This is a genomic window from Arthrobacter globiformis, from assembly GCF_030817195.1.
Classification (GTDB): domain Bacteria; phylum Actinomycetota; class Actinomycetes; order Actinomycetales; family Micrococcaceae; genus Arthrobacter; species Arthrobacter globiformis_D.
In genome coordinates, this window is the sequence record NZ_JAUSYZ010000001.1 from 3,988,100 (window position 1) to 4,010,641 (window position 22,542).

Annotated in this window: 22 protein-coding genes; 10 read left to right on the plus strand and 12 right to left on the minus strand. The window is 66.4% G+C overall.

Annotation, left to right across the window (positions count from 1 at the left end; all coding sequences use genetic code 11):
* The first annotated feature begins 16 nt into the window (after nt 1-16).
* From QF036_RS18140 to QF036_RS18155, 4 genes are all read left to right on the plus strand, one after another.
* Nucleotides 17-772, plus strand: a complete 756-nt coding sequence (locus tag QF036_RS18140; RefSeq protein WP_307104097.1) for an amino acid ABC transporter ATP-binding protein — start codon at nt 17-19, stop codon at nt 770-772.
* Nucleotides 773-860: 88 nt separating this feature from the next.
* Nucleotides 861-1,748, plus strand: coding sequence for a glutamate ABC transporter substrate-binding protein (locus QF036_RS18145; RefSeq protein ID WP_307104100.1), 888 nt, complete (start codon nt 861-863; stop codon nt 1,746-1,748).
* A gap of 100 nt (nt 1,749-1,848) precedes the next feature.
* Nucleotides 1,849-2,499 (plus strand): amino acid ABC transporter permease, encoded by a 651-nt coding sequence (locus QF036_RS18150; protein WP_307104102.1) that lies wholly within the window; start codon nt 1,849-1,851, stop codon nt 2,497-2,499.
* Nucleotides 2,496-3,335 (plus strand): amino acid ABC transporter permease, encoded by an 840-nt coding sequence (locus QF036_RS18155; RefSeq protein ID WP_307104104.1) that lies wholly within the window; start codon nt 2,496-2,498, stop codon nt 3,333-3,335. The genes QF036_RS18150 and QF036_RS18155 overlap by 4 nt, the downstream gene beginning before the upstream one ends.
* Before the next feature lie 87 nt (nt 3,336-3,422).
* Here the strand turns inward: QF036_RS18155 and dapE are convergent, their stop codons facing one another.
* The gene (gene dapE / locus QF036_RS18160; protein ID WP_307104106.1) at nt 3,423-4,547 is read right to left on the minus strand and encodes a succinyl-diaminopimelate desuccinylase; all 1,125 of its coding nucleotides are present in this window, start codon (nt 4,545-4,547) and stop codon (nt 3,423-3,425) included.
* A 138-nt stretch (nt 4,548-4,685) separates the two neighbouring features.
* Here dapE and dapD point away from each other — a divergent pair, with 138 nt between their 5' ends.
* Together dapD and QF036_RS18170 are read left to right on the plus strand one after the other, a co-directional pair.
* Nucleotides 4,686-5,714, plus strand: a complete 1,029-nt coding sequence (gene dapD, locus QF036_RS18165) for a 2,3,4,5-tetrahydropyridine-2,6-dicarboxylate N-succinyltransferase (protein WP_307104108.1) — start codon at nt 4,686-4,688, stop codon at nt 5,712-5,714.
* Nucleotides 5,715-5,790: 76 nt separating this feature from the next.
* Complete coding sequence (locus QF036_RS18170) at nt 5,791-6,642, plus strand: hypothetical protein (protein ID WP_307104110.1); 852 nt, start codon at nt 5,791-5,793, stop codon at nt 6,640-6,642.
* A gap of 24 nt (nt 6,643-6,666) precedes the next feature.
* Here QF036_RS18170 and QF036_RS18175 read toward each other — a convergent pair whose 3' ends face one another.
* From QF036_RS18175 to fdxA, 5 genes are all read right to left on the minus strand, one after another.
* A complete protein-coding gene (locus QF036_RS18175; protein ID WP_307104111.1) occupies nt 6,667-7,278 on the minus strand; it encodes a hypothetical protein in 612 nt (203 codons plus the stop codon).
* Nucleotides 7,279-7,367: 89 nt separating this feature from the next.
* Nucleotides 7,368-8,006, minus strand: coding sequence for a TetR/AcrR family transcriptional regulator (locus QF036_RS18180; RefSeq protein ID WP_307104114.1), 639 nt, complete (start codon nt 8,004-8,006; stop codon nt 7,368-7,370).
* A 133-nt stretch (nt 8,007-8,139) separates the two neighbouring features.
* Nucleotides 8,140-9,423: a citrate synthase gene (locus tag QF036_RS18185; RefSeq protein ID WP_003805162.1), complete on the minus strand. Its 1,284-nt coding sequence runs from the start codon at nt 9,421-9,423 to the stop codon at nt 8,140-8,142.
* A gap of 307 nt (nt 9,424-9,730) precedes the next feature.
* Nucleotides 9,731-10,870: a succinyldiaminopimelate transaminase gene (gene dapC / locus QF036_RS18190; protein WP_307104116.1), complete on the minus strand. Its 1,140-nt coding sequence runs from the start codon at nt 10,868-10,870 to the stop codon at nt 9,731-9,733.
* A 13-nt stretch (nt 10,871-10,883) separates the two neighbouring features.
* Nucleotides 10,884-11,210: a ferredoxin gene (fdxA, locus tag QF036_RS18195; protein ID WP_026265673.1), complete on the minus strand. Its 327-nt coding sequence runs from the start codon at nt 11,208-11,210 to the stop codon at nt 10,884-10,886.
* A gap of 154 nt (nt 11,211-11,364) precedes the next feature.
* Between fdxA and QF036_RS18200 the strand changes: the two genes are divergently transcribed.
* A complete protein-coding gene (locus tag QF036_RS18200; RefSeq protein WP_307104118.1) occupies nt 11,365-11,622 on the plus strand; it encodes a putative acetyltransferase in 258 nt (85 codons plus the stop codon).
* A gap of 11 nt (nt 11,623-11,633) precedes the next feature.
* On the opposite strand, the gene QF036_RS18205 is transcribed toward QF036_RS18200, so the two are convergent.
* On the minus strand, nt 11,634-12,971 hold the full coding sequence (locus QF036_RS18205) for an MFS transporter (RefSeq protein ID WP_307104120.1): 1,338 nt from the start codon (nt 12,969-12,971) through the stop codon (nt 11,634-11,636).
* 63 nt (nt 12,972-13,034) lie between these two features.
* On the opposite strand from QF036_RS18205, the gene QF036_RS18210 reads away from it, so the two are divergent.
* Complete coding sequence (locus QF036_RS18210) at nt 13,035-13,544, plus strand: helix-turn-helix domain-containing protein (RefSeq protein WP_307104122.1); 510 nt, start codon at nt 13,035-13,037, stop codon at nt 13,542-13,544.
* Here the strand turns inward: QF036_RS18210 and QF036_RS18215 are convergent.
* Both QF036_RS18215 and typA read right to left on the minus strand, forming a co-directional pair.
* Nucleotides 13,507-13,977, minus strand: coding sequence for a hypothetical protein (locus QF036_RS18215; protein ID WP_307104123.1), 471 nt, complete (start codon nt 13,975-13,977; stop codon nt 13,507-13,509). The genes QF036_RS18210 and QF036_RS18215 overlap by 38 nt on opposite strands.
* A gap of 27 nt (nt 13,978-14,004) precedes the next feature.
* Nucleotides 14,005-15,933 carry a translational GTPase TypA gene (typA, locus tag QF036_RS18220; protein WP_307104125.1) on the minus strand — a complete coding sequence of 643 codons (1,929 nt, stop codon included), beginning with the start codon at nt 15,931-15,933 and terminating at the stop codon, nt 14,005-14,007.
* 272 nt (nt 15,934-16,205) lie between these two features.
* On the opposite strand from typA, the gene QF036_RS18225 reads away from it, so the two are divergent.
* On the plus strand, nt 16,206-17,045 hold the full coding sequence (locus tag QF036_RS18225; RefSeq protein WP_307104127.1) for an SGNH/GDSL hydrolase family protein: 840 nt from the start codon (nt 16,206-16,208) through the stop codon (nt 17,043-17,045).
* 74 nt (nt 17,046-17,119) lie between these two features.
* Here QF036_RS18225 and QF036_RS18230 read toward each other — a convergent pair whose 3' ends face one another.
* Nucleotides 17,120-18,994, minus strand: coding sequence for an ABC transporter ATP-binding protein (locus QF036_RS18230; protein ID WP_307104129.1), 1,875 nt, complete (start codon nt 18,992-18,994; stop codon nt 17,120-17,122).
* 79 nt (nt 18,995-19,073) lie between these two features.
* On the opposite strand from QF036_RS18230, the gene QF036_RS18235 reads away from it, so the two are divergent.
* On the plus strand, nt 19,074-19,703 hold the full coding sequence (locus QF036_RS18235; RefSeq protein WP_307104130.1) for a PH domain-containing protein: 630 nt from the start codon (nt 19,074-19,076) through the stop codon (nt 19,701-19,703).
* 43 nt (nt 19,704-19,746) lie between these two features.
* Here QF036_RS18235 and QF036_RS18240 read toward each other — a convergent pair whose 3' ends face one another.
* Nucleotides 19,747-20,880: an ABC transporter permease gene (locus QF036_RS18240; RefSeq protein WP_373460184.1), complete on the minus strand. Its 1,134-nt coding sequence runs from the start codon at nt 20,878-20,880 to the stop codon at nt 19,747-19,749.
* Nucleotides 20,877-22,418: an ABC transporter permease gene (locus tag QF036_RS18245; protein WP_307104132.1), complete on the minus strand. Its 1,542-nt coding sequence runs from the start codon at nt 22,416-22,418 to the stop codon at nt 20,877-20,879. Before QF036_RS18245 ends, QF036_RS18240 begins: the two co-directional genes overlap by 4 nt.
* Nucleotides 22,419-22,542 lie beyond the last annotated feature (124 nt).

The window sequence follows — 22,542 nt, forward strand, 5'->3', positions numbered from 1 at the left end:
CGCTAGATTCTTTCTTATGACTACTCAACTGCCAGGCGACGCACTCGTCTCCCTGAATGCCGTTAACAAGCATTACGGTCAGCTCCACGTTCTGAAGGACATCAATCTCCAGGTCCGCAAGGGCGAGGTGGTTGTGGTCATCGGCCCCTCAGGCTCGGGCAAGTCCACCCTGTGCCGGGCCATCAACCGGCTTGAAACCATCGACGACGGCGATATCGCCATCGATGGCAAGCAGCTGCCCGCGGAAGGCAAGGAGCTCGCCCGGCTCCGGGCCGACGTCGGCATGGTGTTCCAGTCCTTCAACCTGTTCGCGCACAAGACAATCCTGGAAAACGTGACTCTGGGCCCCATCAAGGTCAAGGGCATGTCCAAGGCGGAGGCGGACAAGGAGGCCATGGCCCTGCTGGAGCGGGTGGGTGTGGGCCACCAGGCACCCAAGCTGCCGGCGCAGCTCTCCGGCGGCCAGCAACAGCGTGTGGCCATCGCAAGGGCCCTCGCCATGAAGCCCAAGGTCATGCTGTTCGACGAGCCCACTTCGGCGCTCGATCCGGAAATGATCAACGAGGTCCTGGACGTCATGATCCAGCTGGCCAAGGAGGGCATGACCATGATCGTGGTCACCCACGAGATGGGCTTCGCCCGCAAAGCCGCCGACCGTGTCGTGTTCATGGCGGACGGACAGATCGTGGAGGACGCCACTCCCGAGGAGTTCTTTACCAATCCCCAGAGCAGCCGCGCCAAGGACTTCCTGTCCAAGCTCCTCACGCACTGACAACCAATCCAGCAGTCCCCACCAACTTCAAGACCACCCGATTTCGCACCCAGGCCGTCACCGGCGGCCGCCCAATGAAAGGAATGTCATGAAGGCATTTTTGACCCGAAGGAAATCCCTTCTGGCAGCAGCATCCGCAGCCCTCGCTCTGACCCTGAGCGCTTGCGGCGGCGGCGGCACCGGGACCGGTTCCAACCCCACTCCGGTCGAGAAGCCGAGTTTTGCTGCAGGTTCGACCATGGAAAAGCTCGCCTCCGCCGGCAAGGTGACCATCGGAACCAAGTTCGACCAGCCGCTGTTCGGCCAGAAGGGCCTGGACGGCAAGCCTGTCGGTTTCGACGTCGAAATCGGCAAGCTGCTCGCCGCCAAGCTGGGCATCGCCGCGGACAAGATCGAGTGGGTCGAGACTGTTTCGGCCAACCGCGAGCAGTTCATCAAGCAGGGCAAGGTGGACCTGATCGTGGCCACCTACACCATCAATGACAAGCGCAAGACCGAGGTCGCCTTCGCCGGCCCATACTACGAAGCCGGCCAGGCGCTCATGGTGAACAAGGACAATACGTCCATCACCAAGCCCGAGGACGTCAAGGGCAAGAACGTCTGCTCTGTGACGGGATCCACCCCGGCCTCCACCATCGTGGAAAAGTACGGCGCAGTCCTGGTGCCGGCCGCCACCTACTCGGCCTGCCTCGAACCGCTCCGCAACAAGCAGGTTGAAGCGGTGACCACCGACAACGTCATCCTGGCAGGCTTCGTCAACAAGGAGCCGGACGCGTTCAAGCTGGCATCCGACGAAACCTTCACCAAGGAGCCCTACGGCATCGGCGTGAAGAAGGACGACACCGAGTTCCGCAACTGGATCAACGACCAGCTTGAGGCCTTCGCCAAGGACGGCTCCTACAAGAAGGCCTGGGAGGACACCGCAGGCGCGGTCATCAAGACGGCACCGGAACTTCCGGCCATCGACCGCTACTAGAACGATCGTGGCGGTTACCGGCGGCTGTGCATGCCATAGCCTGCCGGTAACCGTCGCTTCCGTTTTCCGCACATTCCCCTGAACGCAGCTAAAGGATCCTATGGACGTCATCATTGAAAGCCTCCCCCAATACTGGGACGGCTTTCTCAGAACCCTGTTCCTGGCCGCCGTTTCCGGCATCATCGCACTGGTTGTGGGCACCCTGCTGGCCGCCGCCCGGGTCTCCCCCGTTGCCGCCCTCCGGGGCTTCAGCATGGCCTATGTGGAGGTGGTGCGTAACACCCCGCTGACCATCGCGTTCTTTTTCGCGGCGGTGGTCCTGCCCCGCCTCGGTGTGACCTTCCAGCAGTTCGAAATCGCGGCGATCATTGCCCTCAGCGCCTACACGTCCGCATTTATCGCTGAGGCGGTCCGCTCCGGCGTCAACAGTGTTCCCGTCGGCCAGGCCGAGGCAGCCCGCAGCATCGGCATGAAGTTTGGCCAGGTTCTGTCGCTGATCATCCTGCCGCAGGCCCTCCGCACCGTGGTTCCGCCCCTGATCAACATCCTCATCGCGCTCGTCAAGAACTCCTCCGTGGCCGGTGCCTTCTTCGTGCTGGAGCTGTTCGGCTACGGCAAGCAGCTGGCCAACGATCATGGCGATGCCGTCATGTGGGTCCTGGTGGGCGTGGCCTTCTTCTATCTCCTGATCACCGTGCCGTTGGGCTACCTTGCCCACCAGGTCGAACGAAAGGTGGCGATCGCCCGATGACTTCGGTTCTCTATGACGTTCCGGGGCCCAAGGCCCGCCGTGTCTCGCTGATCGGCTCCGTGATCGGCGTCGTGCTGATCGCCGCCCTGCTGGCCTGGGCCATCATGACCCTGGGCCAGCAGGGGATCTTCCAGGCGCAGCGCTGGGCGATCTTCGGCCAGGCTGATGTCTGGACACTCCTCGCCAACGGCATCAGTGCGACGCTGAGCGCGGCGGCAATAGCAGCTGTCATTGCCTTTCCGCTGGGACTTCTGCTGTGCCTGATGCGCATCTCCGATGTGGCCTGGATCCGGGTCCCGACCAGGATCGTGCTCGAGTTCCTGCGCGGCATGCCCGTGGTCCTGATGATGCTGTTCGTGCTGCTGGTCTTTGCCACCAGCTCGTTCATCGCCGTGGTGGCCGGCTTGGTCCTCTACAACGCCGCGATCTTCGCGGAGATCATCCGGGCAGGCATCCAGTCCCTCCCCCGCGGGCAGCGCGAAGCAGGTTTGGCGATCGGCCTGACCAGCTTCCAGTCCCGGCTGACCATCGAACTGCCGCAGGCGGTCCGCCGCATGCTGCCCTCCCTCGTGGCGCAGCTGGTGGTCCTGCTGAAGGACACGTCGCTGGGCTACATCGTGGCTTACGGCGAGCTGCTGCGTGCGGTACAGGTGATGGCCGACTTCCTGGGCCCGCAGTTCCTGTTCCCGGTCTTCTTCGTGGCAGCGGCCATCTACATCGCCATCAACCTGGCAGTGTCCCGGCTGGCCATCTGGATTGAGCGGCGCGGGTCCAAGAAGGCCGCCGGCGGAGTGGCGAAGGCCCCCACCGCCGGAGTCTCCACCGTGGTGAAATAAACAGCTGGCATTTACAAGCGAAGGGGTCCGCAGCCATCCGGCTGCGGACCCCTTCGTGTTTATCTGCCAGTACCCAGGACAGCAGGCTCAGGACAGCCACGTCTGCAGTGCCCGCAGGCAGGTGCGGATGGCTTCGGCCTCCACGTGCTCGTTGTCCTTGTGCGCCAGGAGCGCGTCGCCGGGCCCGAAGTTCACCGCCGGGATGCCCAGTTCGCTGAAGCGGGCGACGTCGGTCCAGCCGTATTTGGGTTTGGGCTCGCCGCCCACGGCGGCAACGAAGGACGCGGCGGCAGGGTGGTTCAGTCCTGGCCGCGCGCCGGCGGCGCTGTCCGTGCGGACCACGTCGAACCCGTCCAGCAGCGCGCGCACGTGCTCTTCGGCCTGATCGGGGGTCTTGTCCGGGGCGAATCGGTAGTTGATCTCCACGACGCAGCGATCCGGGATGACGTTGCCCGCGGTGCCGCCGTGGATCTTCACCGCATTCAGGCTCTCGCGGTAGTCCAGGCCGTCCACGGTCACGGTCTGCGGGCTGTACGCCGCGAGCCGTTCCAGGATGGGCGCGGCGGCGTGGATCGCGTTGCGGCCCATCCAGGCCCGGGCCGAGTGTGCAGCCTCGCCGGCGGTGGTGGCGTGGAACCGCATGGTGCCGTTGCAGCCGCCCTCCACGGTGCCGTCGGTCGGTTCGAGGAGGATGGCGAAGTCGCCGCCGAGGAGCCCGCCGTGGTTCCGCACCAGCCGGCCCAGCCCGCTTTTGACGGCTTCCACCTCCTCATGGTCGTAAAACACAAAGGTGACGTCCTTGTTCGGTTCCGCCCCGCCGTCGAACATGGAAGCCGCCAGTGCAAGCTGGACGGCAACGCCGCCCTTCATGTCCGTGGCCCCGCGGCCGTACAGGACTCCGACGCCGGGAACGCCGGACGGCCAGGTGGACGGCACCGTTCCCAGCGAGCCTTCCGTGACCGGCAGCGGCACCGTGTCCAGGTGGCCTGCCAGAATGACCCGCTCGCTCCGGCCGAGATTGGTCCGGGCGATGATGGAGTCGCCGTCACGTACCAGTTCGAGGCCGGGCAGCTGGCGGAGTGCGGACTCGACGGCATCGGCCAGCTCGCGCTCATTCCCGGAGACGCTGTTGATGTCGATCAGCGCGGAAGTCAGCAGTGCCACATCCTGGCGCAGGTCAAGGGTTACGGGGGCTGTTTCGGCAATCACCATCCCACTGTATCCCGCGCCTGCCCGTCCCAACTGGGTGGCAGCTGAGGGCGTTCCCAGCGCCGGGAACGCCCTCAAATGCGACTCAGATACGCGCGGACCGGTTTCAGTGCGCGCACCTCGTCTCGATAGACTTGGCGCATGACTGAAACCGCTTCTTCCGCCGTGCCCGCTGCCCAGACACTGTCCGACGAATCCCGTTCGGCCTATGGATTCGGCGTAGCCACCATCGCCACGCGGAACGGCGAAGCCACCGTGCTGGACGCCTGGTTCCCCGCCCCCGCCCTCGGTGTGGCCGCCGAAAGCCTCCGCGCCGTGGAAAACGCCGACGAAACCCTGACGGACATCGCGGCCGCCGGCACTGACGCCGACCGCGGCACCGAGCAGAAGGTGGTGTTCGTCCAGATCAACCTGGACGAGGCCCCGTCCGACACCGCCGACGCCTACCTGCGCCTGCACCTCCTCTCGCACCGCCTGGTCCAGCCCAACAGCATCAACCTTGACGGCATCTTCGGCAAGCTCCCCAACGTCGTCTGGACCAACTTCGGCCCGTGCGCCGTGGACGGGTTCGAACTGACCCGCGCCAAGCTGCGCAAGCGCGGCGCCGTCACCGTCTACGGGGTGGACAAGTTCCCCCGCATGGTGGACTACGTCGTCCCGGCGGGCGTCCGCATTGCCGACGCCGACCGCGTGCGCCTGGGCGCCCACCTCGCCGAGGGCACCACCGTCATGCACGAGGGCTTCGTGAACTTCAATGCCGGCACGCTGGGGACCTCCATGGTTGAGGGCCGCATTTCCGCCGGCGTGGTGGCCGGCGACGGTACCGACGTCGGCGGCGGCGCCTCGATCATGGGCACCCTTTCCGGCGGCGGCAAGGAGAAGGTATCCCTGGGCCAGCGCGTCCTGCTGGGCGCCAACTCCGGCGTCGGCATCAGCATCGGGGACGACTCCGTGGTTGAGGCAGGGCTGTACGTCACGGCCGGCACCCGCGTCCGCGTTGCCGGACCCAAGGATGCCGACGGCGAGGACACCAGCAAGATCGTCAAGGCCGTGGAGCTGTCCGGCGTGCCCAACCTGCTCTTCCGCCGCAACTCCACCACCGGTGAAGTTGAAGTCCTGCCCCGCCAGGGCCAGACCGTGGAACTGAACGACGCGCTGCACGCCAACTGACCGCACGCCAACTGACCGTGAGGACATAGCCGGCACGCCACCCAAAGGCGTGCCGGCAGATTGCTGGAGTACCAACGTGACACGCAGACGCAGGCTGCGCGGGGCTGCCATCACCGGCCTCTCCCTCGTCCTGGTCGCGGGCGGCATCTACACCGTGGCCACCTTGCTGCAGCGCTCCGAACAGCTCATCACGGAGGAGTGCACGGCCGCCGTCGGCGCACAGCGGGCCGACCTCGCCACCGACCAGGCTGCGAACGCGGCGCTGATCACGGCTGTCTCGGTGCGCCGCGGACTCCCGCCGCGGGCAGCCAGCATCGCCCTGGCCACCGCCATGCAGGAATCCAAGCTCCGGAACATCGGCCACGGCGACCTGGCCGGACCGGACTCCAGGGGGCTCTTCCAGCAGCGCCCGTCCCAGGGCTGGGGCACCCAGGACCAGGTGATGGACCCGATCTATGCCACCAACGCCTTTTACGATGCCCTCGTGAAGGTGCCCGGCTATGCCACGCTGGAGATCACCGACGCCGCCCAGCGGGTCCAGCGCTCCGCCTACCCGGCGGCCTACGCCGAGCACGAGGCGATGGGACGGTCTTTCGCCTCGGCGCTGACGGGCGAGTCCCCGGCTGCCCTGGACTGCACGCTCCGCTCACCGGACACTGCCGGCGACCCCGCCGCCCTGCTCGTTGAGCTGGAAGCCTCCTACGGAAACATCCCGACGACGGTGACCGGCCAGACGCTGGAGGTCGATGTCACCGACAGCTTTGCCTGGTCCGTGGCCCACTGGGCAGTGGCGAACGCCAAAGAGTTCTCGGTGGAACGCGTCGACGTGGACGGAAAGCGTTGGGACAGGAAGTCGCGTAACGGATGGCAGGATGCACCGGACGCCGGCGCCCGGGTGGCCATCACGCTTGCAGCCGGCGGGTCCTGAATCTGACGGCCTGGCGCTCGAGCTCTAGACGAGGATCTCCACAACGGGCTGCACGTAGCTGCGGAACACCTCGGGCTGGGACAGCAGCTCGTGGCTCATGATGATCTTGTCCGGCTCCAGGTACCACGCCCGCTGCTCATCCAGCGGCAGCTCGATGATGGTCAGCGCAAAGTCCCGTGAGTCCCGGCCCACCTCCAGGAGCCGGTCCTCCACGATGTCCTCGAGCAGATGCGCGGAGCCCCCGGCCACCCGTTCGGCCTCCAGTTCGGCGTACTCCGCACGCCGCTCCCTGGCCCAGGTCAGGGCTGCCCCGAAGTGCGCCTGCAGGACCTTGCGCAGCGCCGGCGAGTTGGCGAAGGACCGGAACCCCGGGGGCGACAGTTCAGGGGACATCTGCGGGTGTGCCTTGAGGAGCTGCTGCCACCAGGCTTCCCACTCCGTTTTCAGGGCGCTGATGCCGCCCACTTCGGCGGTGAGGTGGTGATGGTCAACATGGCGGACCTTCGGTGCGGCATGCGAAAGCGCCGGAAAGCCCGCGCCATCGAGCCCGGCAACATCACGTATATAAAGGGCAATGAGCATGGGCCCCGACGTGTCCATAGTGATTCGCCAGCCTGGACCGCCTGTGTGCTGCATGCGTATGCCTCCTTGGCATCTTGTTTTCCACCCCGTTGCGCCGGCAACCCGTTCTCCGGCTTTCAGTCTATTCCCCCAGCCCGGGGAGGTTAATGGCTGGCACCGACCCTCCTGCGAAGCCCCTCGATGTGGGATTCGAGCACGTCGCGGCACATTTCCGGGGACATCCATCCCGGCTGCAGCAGGGCGTGCATAGCCAGCCCGTCCAGGGTCGCCAGCAGGTGTTCGGCGGCCGTCACCAGCTGCGGCCCGGCATCGGCCCCGGCGGGATCGTCCTCGTGCAGGAGCCGGGTGATCACCTGGCCGACGACGGCGGCCACGGCCCGGTGGCTCCTGTCCGCCTCGGCCGCCAGGAATGGCCGGATCCTCGCCGCGTTCCTGAACGCCAGCCAGGCGCACGCGTCCAGGGCACGTTCTTCGTCCAGGGGCAGGAATTCGCCCAGGAGTGTTAAAACCGCCCGGCTCGTGTCCGGGTCATCGGCTCCGGGCCCGAGCCCGGCAATTGCTTTGTTGAGGCGGGTCAGGAGCCTGTCTGAAACCGCCGTAAACGAGTAGGCCAGCAGGTCATCGCTGCTGTCGAAGTAGTGCCGCACGGAGCCCACCGCAAGGCCGGCTTCGTCCGCGACTTCCCGCAGCGACGCGCGTTCCAGGCCGTCCGTGGCGATGATCCTGCACACGGCGCCAACGATCTCCTGCCGGCGCTGCGCGGCGTCCACGATTTTCGGCACTCTTGTTTTTAGCACGGGTGTGCTCCGAAACCGCGGCGGCGCGCTGCCGCCCCATGCGCTGCCCTTAACGCCGACGGCAGCCGCCCACCGGGAAGGTGGACAGCCGCCGTCGTGGTTTGGGAGCCGGTGGGGATTAGCGGGCGGGGTACTGCCGCTCGGGCTCTCCTGTGTAGAGCTGCCGCGGACGGCCGATCTTGGTATTGGGATCGTTGATCATTTCGCGCCACTGGGCAATCCAGCCCGGCAGGCGGCCGATGGCGAACAGCACGGTGAACATCTTCTCCGGGAAGCCCATGGCCTTGTAGATCAGGCCGGTGTAGAAGTCCACGTTCGGGTACAGCTTGCGCTGGATGAAGTAGTCGTCGCCGAGGGCCTTCTCCTCCAGCCGCATGGCGATGTCCAGGAGCTCGTCGTGGCCGCCGAGCTTGCTGAGGACCTCGTGCGCGGTGGCCTTGATGATCTTGGCGCGGGGGTCGTAGTTCTTGTAGACCCGGTGGCCGAAGCCCATGAGCCGGACGCCGTCCTCCTTGTTCTTGACCTTCTCCATGTAGTCCTCGGGCTTGACGCCGTCGGCCTGGATCTGGCGGAGCATCTTCAGCACAGCCTCGTTGGCGCCGCCGTGGGCGGGGCCGAAGAGGGCGTTGATGCCTGCAGACACGGACGCGAAGAGGTTGGCGTTGGAGGAGCCCACCAGGCGCACCGTGGAGGTGGAGCAGTTCTGCTCGTGGTCCGCGTGCAGGATGAGGAGCAGGTCGAGGGCCTTGACCACTACCGGGTCCAGCTCGTACTGCTCGGCCGGCAGTCCGAAGCTCAGGCGCAGGAAGTTCTCCACGAGGTTCATGGAGTTGTCCGGATACAGCATCGGCTGCCCGATCGACTTCTTGTGCGCGTAGGCCGCAATGACCGGCAGCTTCGCCATGAGGCGGATGGTGGAAACCTCCACCTGCTCGTCATTGAACGGGTCCAGCGAGTCCTGGTAGAACGTGGACAGCGCGGACACAGCCGAGGACAGCACGGGCATCGGGTGCGCGTCGCGGGGGAAGCCGCCGAAGAAGCCCTTGAGCTCCTCGTGCAGCAGGGTGTGGCGGCGGATCTTCTGGTCGAAGTCCTCCAGCTCGGTCGGCGTCGGGAGGTTGCCGTAGATCAGCAGGTACGAGACTTCGAGGAAGCTGGAGTGCTGGGCCAGCTGCTCGATCGGGTAGCCGCGGTACCGCAGGATGCCTGCGTCGCCGTCGATGTAGGTGATGGCCGACGTCGTGGCGGCCGTGTTCATGAAGCCGGGGTCAAAGGCAACGGCGCCGGTCTGCTTCAGTAGCTTGGAAACGTCGTAGCCTTCGTTTCCCTCAACAACCTTGATGCGCGGGAGCTCGAGCTCGCCGCCTGCGTGGCGCAGGGTTGCGCTGGTGGTCTCAGTCATGGAGTCCCCTTCATGAGGCGTCTGGCCTCTCTAGAAAGCTTGATCCAACATCAGGTGGGCCGCGTGGGGTCCCGCCCCAGACGGGAATTCCAACGGCCTTGCCGCCTTCTTGTAGAAAGCCACCATTGATAGTCAGTTAAAAAACTACCGCCACTTGCAGGTTGCCACTAATCCGGGAGCGCCAAATTATCCCCAAAACAGACAAGTTGTGGCGCGAGTCACACCATTGTTACGGCGCCCGGAGGGTTAAAAGTCGCCCCGGCGGGGGCGGCCATGACGACGCCGGCGCAACGCCCGGGGACCGGGCCTAGGCCAGGCGGTCCACCGCGGCGTCGATCCGTTCGTCGGTTCCGGTGAGGGCCACGCGCACATAGCCGTGCCCCGCGTCGCCGTAAAACACGCCCGGACCCACCACGATTCCCCGTTCGGCGAGGCGGGCCACGGTGTCCCAGGTGGCTTCGCCCGCGGTGCACCACAGATACAGGCCGGCAGCCGACTGGTGCAGTGTCAGACCGAAGGACTCGAGCGCCGGCAGGAGCCGCTCCCGCCGTGCGCGGTACAGGTCCTTCTGCGCCAGGACGTGCGTGTTGTCGCCCAGGGCCACCCGCATGGCTTCCTGCACCGGGTACGGCACGATCATGCCGGCGTGCTTACGGCTGTTGACGAGGTTGGCCATCAGGGCCGCATCCCCGGCGACGAAGGCCGCCCGGTAGCCGGCCAGGTTGGACTGCTTGCTCAGCGAGTACACGGCGAGGAGCCCGTCGTGGGAAGCACCGGCGACGCGCGGATCGAGGATGCTCGGAACCGCTTGCCCGCCGCGCTGCAGGTCCCACTCCCCCCAGCCAAGCTCGGCATAGCACTCGTCGGACGCCACCAGCGCGCCGATTTCGCGGGCCTGGTCCACAATCTTCTTCAGGGATGCGGCGTCCCGGACGCTGCCGGTGGGGTTGCCCGGGGAGTTGACCCAGACCAGGCGGACCTTGGCCCGGGTGGCCGCGTCCAGTTCGTCGAGGTCATCGGCCGCCACCGCCGTAGCCCCGGCGAATGTGGCCCCGATGTCGTAAGTCGGGTAGGCGACGGTAGGCCTGACGACGACGTCGCCCGGCTTGAGGCCCAGCAGGAACGGCAGCCACGCCACGAGTTCCTTGGAACCCACGGTCGGCATGACGGCGCGGGGATCGAGCCCTTCCACTCCGCGGCGGCGGGCGAACCACCCGGCGATGGCCTCCCGTAGCGCGGGGGTGCCATGGACGGTGGGGTAACCGGGCGCATCCGCGGCGGCCTTAAGGGCGTCCTGAATGACCGGCGGCGTCGGGTCCACGGGCGTGCCGATGGACAGGTTCACCGCACCACCGGGGTGTTCAGCCGCTTTGGCGAGGTACGGCGCCATCGCTTCCCACGGGTAGTCGGGCAGGCTAAGGCCGAAACTGCGCACAGCTGTAGTCACGAAAGGGTCCGCCTCAGTGGTCCTGGTTCTGCGGCGGGAGCGCTGCAATCATCGGGTGGTCCTTGCCGGTGTTGCCCACCTTGGCAGCGCCGCCCGGGGAGCCGAGGTCGTCAAAGAACTCGACGTTCGCCTTGTAGTAGTCGGCCCATTCCTCAGGGGTGTCATCCTCGTAGTAGATGGCTTCCACCGGGCAGACGGGCTCGCAGGCGCCGCAGTCGACGCACTCATCGGGATGGATATAGAGGGAGCGTTCGCCTTCGTAGATGCAATCGACGGGGCACTCCTCAATGCATGCCTTGTCCTTAACATCTACACACGGCTGCGCGATTACGTACGTCACGTCCCTTGCCTCTCCACGTTGATTCCCGGCGGCTGGCCGGTTGCTGCATCCGGCCTGCATGCCGGGCTGTCCACTTCAGAGCCTATTATCTCCCAGGCCCGTCCCGCGAACGAAGCGGGCGCGTCACACTCCCGACGCGTCTTACGATGGACAGGTGAGTCCGACACCATCAACACCCCGGCAGTTCCTGGCCACGGCCCCGGCCGGAACACGCGTGGTGGTGCGCTACAGGATCGACGGCGGCTTCACGGACGCACTGGGAGACCTCCTGGAGTGCGGCGAAAGTGAGTGCACCGTGCGGACCCGGAGTTCCGACGTCGGCATCCCCCTTGACAGGGTGGTGGCCGCCAAACAGGTGCCGCCGGCACCTCCGCGCCGTGGTTCACGGCGGACGCCGCCGGCCGCGAACTGACGCCGGCCCTGCTAGGCCCTGTCCTTTTCCTCCGGCGCACTGTCATCAAACGCCCCATCATCCGCGGCACCGTACTCCAGCACCTCGTCCGGAAGAGTGCGCATCCTTCGCAACGGCGAGAACAGGACCGGGGCGGTAGCCAGGAAGCTGCCGGCCGCCCCGATCAGCATGGTGGGCACCAGGCCAAGGTGTTCGCCCAGGTAGCCCGATGCCAAGGCCGCCAGCGGCATCACGCCCCACACCGCAAACCGGATGGAGGCGTTCATGCGGCCCAGCAGCCGTGGCGGGCAAACCCGCTGGCGCATGGTGAGCTGCATGATGTTGTACACCAGGATGCTGAAGCCAAACCCGAACTCCGAGATGAGCAGCAGGGCCAGTGCGACACCCGGCTCGGAAACGACGCCCGCGAACGGCACCAGCACCAGAAAGACCGAACTGACCAGGGCACACACGGGAATCACGGTGCCTTCGCCAATCCGGGCGGCAAGCCGCGGCGCGGCCACTGCGCCCAGCAGCCCGCCTGCGGCGCCCACGGTCATGATCAGGCCCATGCCCTGCGGCCCCAGCCCGAGGTTGCGCAGCACCAGCAGCGGCATCAGCGTGTACATCAGCATGCCGGAAAAGTTCATGCCGCCGGTGCAGGCCGCAATGCGGCTGATGAGCGGATGCCGGACAACAAACGAGAGGCCTTCCCGTATCTCGACCGGAAGGGGGCGCCGTGCGGCCGCCGGCGCACGCGCTTCTGAGTCGCGGGTACGGGCAAGGAACACCGCGGAGAGCAGGTAACCCGCGGCCTCACCCACGAAAAGCACGGGAGCCGACACGACCGCCAGCAGCGCACCGCCCGCAGCGGGTCCGCCGATTCGTGCTACCTGGGCCGTCGCCTCAAGCTTTGAGTTGGCCTCCCTCACCTGCGGGGACGCCACCAGGACCGGCACGTAACTCTGGTAGGCGACGTCGAAGAACACCGTTGCCGTTCCCACGATCCCCGCGACCAGAGAAAGATGCCAGATTTCCAGGCCGCCGCTCCACCACAGGACCGGCACCGCGGCCATGGCGGCCATCCGCAGCAGATCGGCAGCGATCATGGTCCTGCGCTTCAGCCACCGGTCCACCCATGCCCCGGCCGGCAGCCCGACCGCCAGGAACGCCGCAAGGCCTGCGGCGTTCAGCAAGCCCACCTCGAATTCCGAGGCGTGGAGCATGATGACGGCCAGCACCGGCAACGCGAGCTGGCCCAGCTGCGCGCCGAACTGTCCCAAGGCCTGCCCGGCCCAGAAGGTGGAGAAGTTACGGTCCCGCCACAGGGATCCTGCCGTTGGCTCCGGGGCAGTGGGTTCGGCAGTCACGGCTTCAGTCTCGGCGGGCGATTGGCATATGTCAATCAGTTATTGCTCGTTACACTTGCGTCTATGAACCACCCGCCGGAAGGCGATGACGCGGACCTGGTGGCCAAGGGCCGCGCGCTGAGTTCGCCGCTGCGGCTGAGAATTCTTCGGCTGTGCCTGCACCAGTCGCGGACCAACAAGGAAATCTCGGAGCTGCTCGGCCTCAATCCAGCCTCCAGCCTGCACCACGTCCGCACCCTGGTGCGGACCGGATTCCTGCTGGCGGAGGAACGCCGGAAGGGCCGGCGCGGTGCCACGGAGGTGCCCTACATCGCCAGCCGCAAGTCGTGGAGCACGCCGGTGGACAACGTCGCGCCGATCCTCATCGAGACGTTCTTGCAGGAGACCAGGGATCTGCCGCCTGAGGACATCGAGGTGTGGCGGCTGGGCGTGAAGTTCAACGCCGCACGGCGGGAGGAAATGCTGGGCAAGCTCCGGGCCGTCGTCGAGGAGTACATGGCACTTCCCGCCGACGACGACGGCGAGGCCACCTCACTCATGATTGCCCACCACCGGGACCCGACGGCTGACTAGCGGCGCCATGCCGCCGGACCGCCGGTGGCGGTGCCGCCGGAGGACGGGTGGCTGTACCGCCGGAGGACGGGCGGCTGTACCGCCGGCACCAGGCCAGCATTCCGACGGTGACCACCACGGTCCCGTAGACCCAGATGCTTCCGGCCCAGTCCCCGGCGATCAGCCGCTTGCCGGACTCCATCCCTGACCACCAGCCGGCCAGGGCGTAACAGAGACCGCCGCACACCGCCGTCGGAATCAGTGTCCGGAACGCCGCCCCGAGGAACAACTGAAGTGACGCCAGGAGCAGCAGCGCCGCGACGGCCCCCAGCGGAAGCTCAGCGCCGGCGGCGAATTCCTGGCGGTGCAGCGCGGTTCCGGCGAAGGCAGCAAAAAGAGCTGCCGGCACGGCGGCGGCCAGGCCGCCTGCCATGCCGGCAGCTCTTCTGTTCACGCTGGCAGTTCCCTGCGGGAGGTGCCGTTATGCCTTGGCGCGGGCGCGGTTGGCCTTGGCACGCTCGTTGGAGTCGAGGATGACCTTGCGGATACGGATGTCCTCCGGCGTGACCTCGACGCACTCGTCTTCGCGGGCGAATTCGAGGGACTCTTCGAGGGTGAGCTCGCGCGGGGGTGTGAGGTTCTCGAAGCTGTCGGAGGAAGCCGCACGCATGTTGGTGAGCTTCTTTTCCTTCGTGATGTTGACGTCCATGTCGTCTGCGCGGGAGTTCTCGCCCACGATCATGCCTTCGTAGACCTCGGAGGTCGGCTTGACGAAGAAGGAACCGCGTTCCTGCAGGTTGATCATGGCGAACGGGGTCACCACGCCCGCACGGTCGGCCACCATGGAACCGTTGGTGCGGTATTCGATGGGACCGGCCCAGGGCTCATAGCCCTCGGCGATGGACGCGGCGATGCCGGCGCCGCGGGTGTCCGTGAGGAACTTGGTGCGGAAGCCGATCAGGCCACGGGCGGGAACGATGAACTCCATGCGGCACCAGCCGGTACCGTGGTTGGCCATGTTGGTCATGCGGCCCTTGCGCGCGGCCATGAGCTGGGTGACGGCGCCGAGGTATTCTTCGGGCACGTCGATGGTCATGTGTTCCATCGGCTCGTGGACCTTGCCGTCGATGGTCTTGGTGACCACCTGGGGCTTGCCGACGGTGAGCTCGAAGCCTTCACGCCGCATCTGCTCCACGAGGATGGCCAGCGCGAGCTCGCCACGGCCCTGGACTTCCCAGGCATCCGGACGCTCGGTGGGGAGAACCTTGATGGAGACGTTACCGATCAGTTCCTTGTCCAGGCGGTCCTTCACCTGGCGGGCCGTGACCTTGGCGCCCTTGACCTTGCCGGCCAGCGGGGAGGTGTTGATACCGATGGTCATCGAGATCGCGGGATCGTCAACGGTGATCAGGGGCAGCGGCTGGGGGTTCTCGACGTCGGTCAGGGTCTCACCGATGGTGATCTCCTCGATGCCGGCGACGGCGACGATTTCGCCCGGTCCGGCGGACTCGGCCGGAACGCGCTCAAGGGCCTTGGTGGCGAGGAGTTCGGTGATCTTGACGGTCTTGAGCTCGCCGTTGGCTCGCGCCCAGGCAACCTGCTGGCCCTTGCGGAGGGTGCCGTTGTAGATGCGCAGCAGTGCGAGACGGCCCAGGAACGGGGAGGCGTCCAGGTTGGTGACGTGTGCCTGCAGGACACCTTCGGGGTTGTAGGTCGGAGCGGGGATGTGCTCGATGATCGCGCTGAAGAGCGGCTCGAGGTCCTCGTTCTCCGGGGCAGTGCCGTCGGCGGGCTGCTCGAGGGAAGCGCGGCCTACCTTTGCGGCGGCGTAAACCACCGGGACGTTGAGAATCTTGTCCAGGTCAAGGTCCGGAACCTCATCGGCCAGGTCGGAGGCCAGGCCCAGGAGCAGGTCCATGGACTCGTGGACGACCTCTTCGATGCGGGCGTCGGGGCGGTCGGTCTTGTTGACCAGGAGGATCACCGGCAGGTGCGCGGCGAGGGCCTTGCGGAGGACGAAGCGGGTCTGGGGCAGCGGGCCCTCAGACGCATCCACGAGGAGAACGACGCCGTCCACCATGGACAGCCCGCGCTCCACTTCGCCGCCGAAGTCGGCGTGGCCGGGGGTGTCGATGACGTTGATGGTGATGGTTTGGCCGTTGGAGGACGGTCCGTTGTAGGCCACCGTGGTGTTCTTGGCCAGGATGGTGATGCCCTTTTCGCGCTCCAGGTCACCGGAGTCCATAACGCGGTCTTCGAGGTGATTGTGCTCGGCAAAGGAGTTGGTCTGCTTGAGCATGGCGTCCACAAGGGTGGTCTTGCCGTGGTCAACGTGGGCCACAATCGCGACGTTGCGCAGGTCACTGCGAACTGCAGTTGCTACCGCGGTGTTGGTGGTGGTTTCAGACATGCGTTATTGCTCGATTCAGTGGTGAAGTCAGCTGTTGTATCGCGACATTTCCAACCGGAACGCACGACGGATCAGACCCTTAACACAGGGCACCTACTGCCAGTCTAAACGCTGAGCCATTTATTGGCCTAAAACGTGCACTTTCGCCCTTTCCCAGACCCGTTACCAAATCGTGAATCCGGCGGCACGTCATGTGAGCAAAATCACTGGCTTTTCCGAAAGTGATCCACCACTATTGCTAGACCACTTACGAACAGGCCAGGAGTCCACGGATGTTACAAGCCTCGACGCGGGCCCTCCTGATTGGCCCGGTCATCGCCGCCAGCGTATTTTTGACGGGCTGCGGCGCAGCAACAGAACCGGGGTCCGGTGCCGCAGCGGCGCCTCGTGCCGCCGCCCCCGTGGCCGCCCCCGGTGAGGCCGTGGCCGCCGGTTCGGCGGTCGTGAGCGACCTGGGGGCCGCCGTCGACCCCGCCAGCCTTCCGGCCGGAGCGCTGTACCGCAATCCGGCCAACGGACGGGACGAGGTCATCGTGGGCAACATTGCCCACACCGCCCTGCTGATCGGCGACTCGCAGTCCGAGCTGCAGGCCAGCTGGCCGCGCCGGGCCCTCACGGGACTGGGCTACGACGTTTTCTTCTGCGGCAAGGGCGGCACCGGCTTCGTCGCCTCCAACGGCACCACAGGCAACTACGTGGATGCCCTGCAGCGCGGCGACTGGCACCTGCCCTACGGCTTTCCCCCGCTGGTGCTCATCGAGGGCGGCGGAAACGACGCGAAACAAGGGGCGAGCAACGAGCAGATCTCGGCCAACGCAGACCGGCTTATCACCACGATCAAGCAGCGGTACCCGGGCGCGAAGCTGGCCATGGTGGGAACGCTGGGCAAGGGAGCGGACCACGGCGGCGTCCGGCGGGCCGAGGTTGACGCCCTGCTGGGGACTGTCGCCGCGGACCACGGCATTCCGTTTGTCAGTGTCGGGGACTGGCTCACCCGCTACGGGCTGGAGTCGCAGCTCAAGGACAGCGTCCACATGAACGGCGAGGGGCACCGCGCCCTGGGTGAGCTGCTGGGTCACAGGCTCGCGAAGCTGGGGCTGGCCCTGTCCTAGGAGTTTTTCAGCAAACAAGGGAGCCGGTGGCCGCCATCAGGCGGCCACCGGCTCCCTTGCTATTGTTCCCTGGGTTACTCCGTTCCGGTGGCCAGCAGCTGGGCGCGCAATTCCCGGCGCTCGCGCTGCTTTTCCGGATCCGGCAGCGGCACGGCGGCAAGCAGCCGCTGCGTGTAGGCCTCCTGCGGGTTGCGCAGGATCTGGTCGCGGGTGCCCTGCTCCACGATCCGGCCGCGCTGCATGACGCAGATGTGGTCTGCCAGCACGTCCACGACGGCGAGGTCATGGGTGACGAAAAGGCAGGCGAACCCGAGCTCGCGCTGGAGGTTCTGGAACAGCTCCAGGACCTTGGCCTGCACCGACACGTCGAGCGCAGACGTCGGCTCGTCAGCCACCATCAGCTTCGGCTTGAGCGAGAGTGCCCGGGCAATGCCGACACGCTGTTTCTGCCCGCCGGACAGCTCGTGCGGGTACCTGTTCCGGTAGTTCCGCGGCAGCTCCACCTGGTCCAGCAGCGCCTCGATGCGCTTCTGCAGGTCGGCGCCCTTGGCCACGCCGGCGAGGTACATGGGCTCACCGATGCTTTCGCCGATGGGCAGGCGCGGGTTCAGGGAGGAGGACGGGTCCTGGAAGACCATGCCTATGTGGCGCCGCACCTGGTGCAACTGCTTCCCGTTCTTCTTCGCGGCGGAGATGTCCTCCCCCACCACGCGCATCGTTCCGGCCGCCACCGGCAGCAGTCCGACGGCGGCGCGCCCGATGGTGGTCTTGCCCGACCCGGACTCCCCCACGAGGCCCACCACCTGCCCGGGATGGATGGTCAGGTTGGCTCCCTCTACTGCGCGGAAGGCCGGCACGCGGCCCTGCTTCGGGTACTCGATGGCGACGTCGGTCAGCTCCAGGACCGGTTCGCCCACGGGACCCCTGGATTCGGCGGCTGCCAGGGCCGCCGCGTTCTCCCGCTCGCGGCGGACCAGTTCGTCGTGGTCCACGGAGTCGAGCTCCGCGTGGGTGACAGCGGCCAGCGCTGCAGTCACGTCCACGTCCGGTGCGGCGTCCGTTCCGCCCTGTCCGAGGTGCGGCACGGCCGCAAGCAGCGCCTGCGTGTAAGGGTGCTGGGGATTGTGGAAGATCTGCTCGGCGGTGCCGGTCTCCACGATCAGGCCCTTGCGCATGACGGCGATCCGGTCGGCCAGGTCCGCCACGACGCCCATGTCGTGGGTGATCAGGACGATGGCGCTGTCCAGCTTGTTGCGCAGGTTCCGCATCAGGTCCAGGATCTCCGCCTGCACCGTGACGTCCAGAGCCGTGGTGGGCTCGTCAGCGATCAGCAGCTTGGGATCGCAGGACAGAGACTGGGCGATCATGGCACGCTGCCGCTGGCCGCCGGAGAGCTGGTGCGGATAGGACTTGAACGCCTTCACCGGGTCCGGCAGCTCCACGAGCTCCAGCATCCGCAGCGCGCGCTCCTTGGCCTGGTCGGGTGACACTTCGTTGTGCAGGCGCACCGTCTCGACGATCTGCGCGCCCACTGTGTACACCGGGTTCAGCGCCGTCATGGGCTCCTGGAAGATGACGGCCACATCCTTGCCCCGGACGCTGCGAATGTTGGCGGCATCCGTGCCCAGCAGCTCCTTACCGGAGAGCCTGACACTGCCGGACACCCGGCTGTTGCTGGGCAGCAGGCCGAGGAGCGCCATGGAACTCGCGCTCTTGCCGGAGCCGGACTCCCCCACAATGGCCAGGACCTCGCCGGCGCGGACCTCATAGTTGAGGCCGACGGCGGCCGGCACCCACTTCCTTTCCACGCCGAAGTCGACACTGAGGTCGCGCACCTCCAGGACGACAGAACCCTTCCCGTCTGCCCTCCGCCGCCTGGAGCCGGGCTCAATGGAGTCCGGCTCCAGCGGGTCCGACGTCGGACGGTCAGGGCTGATGTAGTCAGACATGTAGGGGTTTTCCTTCCACCCGGGCCAGCGGAGCAGCTGAGATTAGTGCTGCGGCCGGGAATACTGAATTATTGGGGGCATGAGCACTGTGCCGCATGCCGGGAACGCCGCAATCTTCAAAGCGCGCACCAACAAATGGTTTGCCGGATTCTCGTGGTTCGTGGCCGCCGCCGGGTTGGCCGGCTTGGTTGTGGCGGGCGGAGCCCCCGCCCTGGCCGGTGCCGGGCCGCTGCTGCTCATCGCCTATCTGGGCTGGCTGCTGTTCTGGCGTCCGGCGGTAGTGGTCCACGACGCCGGGGTCACCATCGAGAACCCGTTCCGCGCCATCACGGTTCCGTGGGAGGCGCTGGTGCAGGTGGACACCCGGTACGCGCTGACCCTCGTCACGCCCGCCCGAAGCTACGGGGCCTGGGCAGCCCCGGCCCCCGGCATCTGGGGCGGACGCAACGCCCGCCCCGAGGACCTCCGGGGACTGCCGGACAGCACGTACGGGCCGGGGAACTCCGTCCGCCCCGGCGACCTCAAGACCACCGACTCGGGGCAAGCCGCGCAGCTGGTCCGCGGGCGCTGGCAGCAGCTGGTCGAGTCGGGACTCCTGGATGCCGGAGCAGCCGAGACCACTCCGGTCAGCGTGAAGTTCCGCTGGCGCGAGGCCGCGGCCGCCCTGATCCTTCTCGGGCTCAGCTACTGGAGCGTGGCCGTCCTGTAGGCAGGAACCACGCTGCGCCCGCCCGCGGCGTCGCAGCAGCACCTCAGGCTCCCCTGTCCCCGCCGGCGGTCCGGCCGTCATCTGTCCTGCTGTCCAGGGCCGCCACCGGCGTCGCCTCCGGAACTGTTTCCCCGGCGTCCCTGGCCTTCTTGGCGTTGAACTTCTTTTGCCGCGGGTCAAAGGCGTCCCGCAGGCCGTCGCCGATGAAGTTGATGCTGAGGCAGATGAGGACGATGAACAGACCGGGGAACCAGAACAGCCAGGGCCGGGTAGCAAAGGCTTCCTGGTTCTGGGAGATGAGCAGGCCCAGGGAGGTGTCCGGGGACTTGACGCCGACGCCGAGGTAGCTGAGGGCCGTTTCGGTAAGGATCGCCGCCGACATGGTCAGGGTGACATTGACGATCAGGACGCCCACCGCATTGGGCAGGATGTGCTTGAAGATGATCCGGGCGTTGCTGGCCCCGGAAATCCGGGCCGCGTCGACGAACTCGCGCTCCCTCAGGGTGAGGAACTCGCCGCGCATGAGCCGCGCCAGGCCCACCCAGCTGATGAGCCCCAGGAAGATGCCAAGGGCGAGGACACCATTGCTGCTGGCGAAGGACGCAAACCAGCTGCCTTCATCCCGGCGTCCTGCCAGCTGGGCCATGACGGCGGCGAGGAGCAGCGCCGGGACGATGATGATGACGTCGGTGAGCCTCATCAGGACGGCTTCCATCCAGCCCCGGAAATAGCCCGACAGTGCCCCGACGACCACACCGATCAGGCCGGCGATAAGGCCGATGACCACCATGATCGTGATGGACTGCTGGGCCCCGCGCATGGTCATGGCGAAGAGGTCGCGCCCGATCCGGTCCTGGCCGAAGGGGTGCTCACCCCAGGCCAGCGGCCACAGCGAAGCGGTGGGAGCGCCGTCGTTGACCAGCGGCGAGACGGCCTCATGGGTGTACTTCCACCAGCCGGGGATCCCGGCGTAGCCCACTGACGTGAAGGCCATGACGAAGATGATGGCGAAGACGGCAAGGCCGACAATGGCGCCGGAGTGGCCAAGAAACCGCTTGCGGACAATCTGGCCTTGGCTCAGGCCCCGGGCTTCGGAGACGGGCTCGATGCCGGCAGCTTCCTGCCGCAGGCCGGCCTGCTCCGCCATGATTTCATCCTGCTGACTGGGCTGGCTCATGCTTTCACCCTTACTCGTGGATCCAGTGCGGAGTAGGCGAGGTCCGCGATGAGGTTGAACGCCATGGCCGTAATGGCTACGCAGAGGAAGACGCCCATGACCGGATTAGGGTCAACGTGCAGAATGCCATCCAGGAACAGGAAGCCCATGCCCCTGACGGAAAAGACCGTTTCGGTGATGACGGCACCGCCGATAAGACCGCCGATGTCGAAGGCCACGATGGTGGCCACCGGAATGAGCGCGTTCCGGAACGCGTGCCGCATCACCACTGCCCGTTCCGAAAGGCCCTTGGCCCGTGCCGTCCGGATGTAGTCCATGTTCATGATTTCCAGCATGGAGGCCCGGGTAAACCGCGTGTATCCGGCAAGGGAGATGAGGACGAGCGCCGTAGTGGGGAGTATGAGGTGGGTAAAGGAATCCAGTCCATGGATCCAGAAATCGCCTTCGATGTTCGGCGTGCCGGCGCCGATGGTGGCGATTGGCCGTCCCCGCACCCTGCTGTTGTTGAAGTAGGCGGGCCAGGCCTGCAGGAAGCGGTCCAGCAGCATGAGGAAGCCCACGAGGAACGACGTGATGGCCGCCGCCCGCATGGACTGTCCCCGATCGTAACCGCCCATGAAGTAGCCAATGACCAGGCCCACCAGTACTGCCGCGATGGCCAGCAGCACGATCATCAGGAATGTGGCCTGGTTCAGCAGCGGCTGGATGACGAAGTAGAGCAGCACTCCCACACCCGCGGCAATCAGGGCGGACTGCAGCGCTTTGCGGTTCCGCAGGCCGGCGGTCAGCAGGGTCACGGCAAAGGCGATGCCGGCGCCGGCGATGGCGATGACCACCGGCCCCAGTCCGGGAGTCTTGAACCACTGGGTCACGGAGAAGTAGATGAGGACCGCGGCGACAGCGGTGAAGACGATGCCGCCGGTGAGTGCCCTGCGCCTGGCGTCGCCGCCGGCCACGATCACGGCCACGGCGCCGAAGACGGCACCGACGCCGAGTGAGACCGGCAGGGGTATCTCCGGGTTGCGGAGGAAGTTGTTAAAGCCGATGGCGCCGAATTCCTTGAGCAGGACAGCGACCCAGAAGATCGGCAGGGAGAAGAACAGGAAGGCCATGAAGGTCACGCCGTAATCCAGTGTGCTGTACTGGCGCAGGGCGGTGATGATGCCCAGCGTGATGCCCACGAGGATGGCCAGAACGGTGGCCCCGGTGACGAGTGTCAGTGTCTGAATGAGTGCATGGCCGAGGGCGTCCGTGATGGGCTGGCCGGCGATGTTCTTGCCGAGATTGCAGGAGCCGGTGAAGGGCACCAGGCACTGGGCGGCGCCGCCCAGCCATTTGAAATACCGCACGGGCGCCGGCGTATCGAGGTCCAGCAGTGCGGATCTCGAGTCCATGAGCTGCTGCTTGTTCGGTGCGCTGCTGGCGCGGAACTCCGCGAGCGGGTCGCCTGATGCTGCGGTCAGCAGATACACCAGAAAGGATGCGCCCAAAAGGATGAGTGCGGCGGTGACGAGCCGCCGGACTATGTAGGTCACCATTGTGATAGAACCTCAGGATTCGGGCCCGGGGATTGCCCGGACCGGTCGCAGGTTTGGCGGCGCCTTACTGCTTGTGCTGCCAACACAGGCACTGCCGGGAGATGGCGCTGCAAGGCGCCGGGAC

Coding starts and splice junctions, on each gene's coding strand:
- QF036_RS18140 (WP_307104097.1), top strand. CDS start 17: ATGACTACTCAACTGCCAGGCGACGCACTCGTCTCCCTGAATGCCGTT.
- QF036_RS18145 (WP_307104100.1), top strand. CDS start 861: ATGAAGGCATTTTTGACCCGAAGGAAATCCCTTCTGGCAGCAGCATCC.
- QF036_RS18150 (WP_307104102.1), top strand. CDS start 1,849: ATGGACGTCATCATTGAAAGCCTCCCCCAATACTGGGACGGCTTTCTC.
- QF036_RS18155 (WP_307104104.1), top strand. CDS start 2,496: ATGACTTCGGTTCTCTATGACGTTCCGGGGCCCAAGGCCCGCCGTGTC.
- dapE (WP_307104106.1), bottom strand. CDS start 4,547: ATGGTGATTGCCGAAACAGCCCCCGTAACCCTTGACCTGCGCCAGGAT.
- dapD (WP_307104108.1), top strand. CDS start 4,686: ATGACTGAAACCGCTTCTTCCGCCGTGCCCGCTGCCCAGACACTGTCC.
- QF036_RS18175 (WP_307104111.1), bottom strand. CDS start 7,278: ATGCAGCACACAGGCGGTCCAGGCTGGCGAATCACTATGGACACGTCG.
- QF036_RS18185 (WP_003805162.1), bottom strand. CDS start 9,423: ATGACTGAGACCACCAGCGCAACCCTGCGCCACGCAGGCGGCGAGCTC.
- QF036_RS18210 (WP_307104122.1), top strand. CDS start 13,035: ATGAACCACCCGCCGGAAGGCGATGACGCGGACCTGGTGGCCAAGGGC.
- typA (WP_307104125.1), bottom strand. CDS start 15,933: ATGTCTGAAACCACCACCAACACCGCGGTAGCAACTGCAGTTCGCAGT.
- QF036_RS18225 (WP_307104127.1), top strand. CDS start 16,206: ATGTTACAAGCCTCGACGCGGGCCCTCCTGATTGGCCCGGTCATCGCC.
- QF036_RS18230 (WP_307104129.1), bottom strand. CDS start 18,994: ATGTCTGACTACATCAGCCCTGACCGTCCGACGTCGGACCCGCTGGAG.
- QF036_RS18235 (WP_307104130.1), top strand. CDS start 19,074: ATGAGCACTGTGCCGCATGCCGGGAACGCCGCAATCTTCAAAGCGCGC.
- QF036_RS18240 (WP_373460184.1), bottom strand. CDS start 20,880: ATGAGCCAGCCCAGTCAGCAGGATGAAATCATGGCGGAGCAGGCCGGC.
- QF036_RS18245 (WP_307104132.1), bottom strand. CDS start 22,418: ATGGTGACCTACATAGTCCGGCGGCTCGTCACCGCCGCACTCATCCTT.